This is a genomic window from Streptomyces sodiiphilus (assembly GCF_039529215.1).
Lineage (GTDB): Bacteria > Actinomycetota > Actinomycetes > Streptomycetales > Streptomycetaceae > Streptomyces > Streptomyces sodiiphilus.
Genome location: NZ_BAAAMJ010000128.1, coordinates 1 through 3,577, shown reverse-complemented (window position 1 = coordinate 3,577; position 3,577 = coordinate 1). Strand labels below are relative to the sequence as shown.

The following is a 3,577-nucleotide window of genomic DNA, read 5'->3' as shown; positions in this document are numbered from 1 at the left end:
GGCGTCGTAGGCGTACTCCTCCAGCGACCTCACCCCCGGAGCGTCCTGGACGATCTCGGTGACCGCGTGAGGCTGCGTGTCCGAGTAGCCGTAGGTCCGGGTGATGTCCTGCTCGTGCAGAGTCTCCGTCAGACGGTTCCCGACCTCGTCGTACGTGTAGGAGTGGTGATACGCAGCAGGCCCACCAACGGCGGCCGCGCCGCCGTTCTCCGCGCAGCCCGCGGCTGCCTGTGTCCACGCCTCGGTCAGGCGGCGCAGGTGGTCATAGGTGAAGCACTGCACGTCGGTGCCGGTACGCGACACGTCCGCGATGGACAGGACATTGCCCACCTGGTCGTAGGCGTAGGTCTCATGCCGGTCGACACCGGGCTGGTTCTCCCGGTCGACACGGGCGGTCCTCAGCCGCTGCGTACCCCACTCGTAGGTGTTGGTCGCCCAGACCTTGCGTCCGTTTGCCCGGGACAGCTCGAACTGCAACGGCTTGCCGGTGAGGCTGTAGTTGACTTCCGCGGTGAGGTTCGAGGGGGCTACCGAGGTGGCTGTCCTTCTGCCCGTGCCGTCCTCGTACGTGTAGCCCACCCCGTACCCCGACAGGCCTCCGGCCGGCGGAAGCGTCATGGCGTTCACCCGCCCGGCGAGATCGTACCGAGTGTCCGAGACGTAGGAGCCGGCCAGTGCGCCCTCGGACTGCGGGATGATGACCACCGACCTGGTCGCGCGGTAGAGCAGGTCGTACGACACCACCCGGGTGGTGTAGGCGTGGCCGTTCTCCCAGCGGGTGGAGCTGGCAAGCCGGCCCTTGGCGCCGGAGATCGTGTCATACACCCATTCCGCGCGCAGCGGGCCGTCGGCGTCGTCCTCCCTGATCTGCGTACGACGCCCCAGGCCGTCGTAGACGTAGGCCAGCGTGTCGCCCTTGGCGTTGGTGGTGGAGAGCTTCTGACCGTGGTCGTCGAAGGTGTGGGTGGTGGTGCCCGCGTCCGGGTCAGTGCTGGAGACCAGGCGGCCCAGCTGGTCGTGGGTGTACGTCCACGTGTTGCCGGCCGGGTCGGTGACCTCCGCGAGTTCGCCCCTGCCGGTGTGCCGGTAGCGCGTGGTGTCGTAGGAGGCGTCCACCGCGCGCTCGTGGTGCTGGCGCAGCTCGGTAAGTTGGCCCCGCGCATCGCTGAGGGACGTCGTGGCCGTGCCCCCGACCGGGGGGATCACCGTGGTCCGGTCACCGCCGTGGACGGTCCGGGTCAGGGAGAGCACCCGGCCGCCGTCGCCGTCGCCCGCCATGAGACGGGCTTCGGTCTCCCGGCCCAGGCCGTCGTGGGTGTGGCGGGTCTGGGACTCGACGGTGGATTCGTCGGAGGGCAGGAAGAGGGAGGAGGAGGGGGCACCCGTGACGTAGTAGGGGGCGAACGTCTTGGTGGTCAGGCCGCGCTCGTCGTAGAAGGTGTCGGTGAGCAGGCGCCCGCCGTCCGGGCCGGGGTCCTGGGTCTGGCGGGGCCGGAGGAAGCCGTCGTAGATGACGTAGGAGGTGTCCTGGAGGCCCCGGTTGCCTATCGTCATCGTTCCGACGGCGACGGGCTGGCCCTCGACGATGCGGTAGGTGAACTCGTAGCTGGGAAGCGCGTTGACGGAGCGGTCCGGCAGCCACACCTTCGTCGAACGGCCGAGCGCGTCGTGTCTCAGGTGGCTGGCCTTGCCGTTGGTATCGGTGACCTTCATCGGAACCCCACGGGCGGGGGCGATGTCGGTGACCGTGGTCAGAGCCGAGGAGGCGACCCCGGGCTTGGCGGGCGGAGAGGTTTCGGTGACCTTCGTGGCGAAGCCTGTCGCCGGGCTGTAGGCGACGGTGGCGGTGCGGCCGTCACTGCGGGGGGTGCGCTGCGGGGTGCCGTCGCCGGTGACCGTGACGTCGGCGGCCAGATCGGTCACGCTGAGCGTCCGGCCGTAGGCGTCGTGGGTGGCGGCGGACTCCACATACGTGGCGGTGGTGCCGTCGTGGCTCTTCAGTTGGGCGGTGCCGGTGACCGTGCCGGACTCGGGCGCCTCGCCGTACCCCTTGCCGTCGTAGGCGTAGCGGGTATCGGACGAGACGTCGGTGCGGCGGTCGGGGGTGGCGGAACAGCGGACGGTGACGGTCTCCTCGCGGGACGGCAGTTCGAGGAGGTTCCTCGCGCTGTTGGTCGCGTAGGTGGTGCGGGTGCACTGGTCGTCGGCGGTGGTGCCGGTGTCGCCTCGGTCGTCGACCTGGGTGAGGCGGCCGGCCACGGTGTCGTAGGTCCGGTACTCCTCGGTGGTGCGCCACTGGCTGCCGGCGCCGTCGTCGAGCGAGGTCCAGGTCCTGGTGTGGGCGGTGCCGGTGAAGTGGGCGGTGAGCGTTCCCCAGTCCCGTACCTTCTTCGCCGTCTCGTGCTGCCAGGGACGGGAGACGGACTTCTCCAGGACCTTGCCGCCCACCTCGCTGAAGACCACGGTCTTGTACTCGAAGCCGGCCGCCGAGGGGTGGTCGGTGAGGGGGTCGCCCTCACCCGCGCCGAGCGGGACGGTGACGGTCTTTCTGCCGCCTGCGCTGTCCCGGCGGTCTCCGTCCATGCCGCGCAGGAAGTACGACTCGGACTGCGAGATCATGCCGTCCGTGCCCTGCCCGCCGCTCCTGACGCGGACGTGGCCGTAGCCCCGCCACTGGGACCAGGTCTTCTCCTCCTCGGGCACGAGCCCGTGGTCGTCGTTGTAACGCCAGGCGCCACCGCCCAGGTAGCTGTACCGGGTGACCTCGTCGGGTGCCCCGCCGGTCCGGTCGGTCGTGGTCGTCGCGGTGACGACGTACTTGTTGAACCACTGCATGTCCGGGTCGTGCTCCGGGCCCCCGGCCAGGTTCTGCGGGAAGCAGCGGGTCGTGTTGGTCTCGGGCGTCGGCAGGCCGGCCGGGTCGCACGCCGGGGCGGAGTACTCGACGTCGACCTGACCGCCGAACTCGTCCGCCACCGAGGACACCCGGGCCTTGATGAACGGCGCGTAGCCGTCGCCCGTCACGTCCATGCGGTTGGCGAGCTGGGTGTAGCCGAAGGTGGTCTTCGGCAGGGTGATGGGGTCGGCGGCGGTGTGGCCGGTGTGCTGCACGCTGGAGAGCAGCAGCTGGTAGTCGATGTCGGCGGTGCCCCAGTGGTGGTCCAGCTTCCAGGAGTCCACCTTCGTGTAGGCGGTGCCCGAACGGATCTGGGTGGTGATCCCGGTGAGACGCTGGGTGGTCCAGAAGGTCGGGGAGTAGCGGCCGGCGTCGCAGTCCTGGCCGGCCTTGCAGTTCAGGTCCCACGGCACGTCGTACCAGTAATGGGCGTTCTGCTCGATGTCCGAGCAGTCCGCGCCGCCGCCGGGAAGGCAGCGGTCGCTGTTGGTGAACAGGACCTTGGCCAGGGGGTTGCCGGAGTAGAGGGTGTCCTTGTGCTGGCCGTACTCGATGCGGTCGAGGGTGCCGCCGCGCGTGTAGCGGGTGTTGTTCTTCTCGTCGGCGAAACGGCCGTAGGAGTTCTGTTCCTTGTTGTAGTAGTAAGGGCTGTCCCGTAAATGATCTACGGCATGCTCGATG

The 3,577-nt window shown here is 69.3% G+C and carries 1 protein-coding gene; it reads right to left on the bottom strand.

Annotated elements, in window-relative coordinates:
* On the bottom strand, nucleotides 1–3,577 hold a 3,577-nt coding region (locus ABD299_RS24970; RefSeq protein WP_425581424.1), incomplete at both ends, for an RHS repeat domain-containing protein.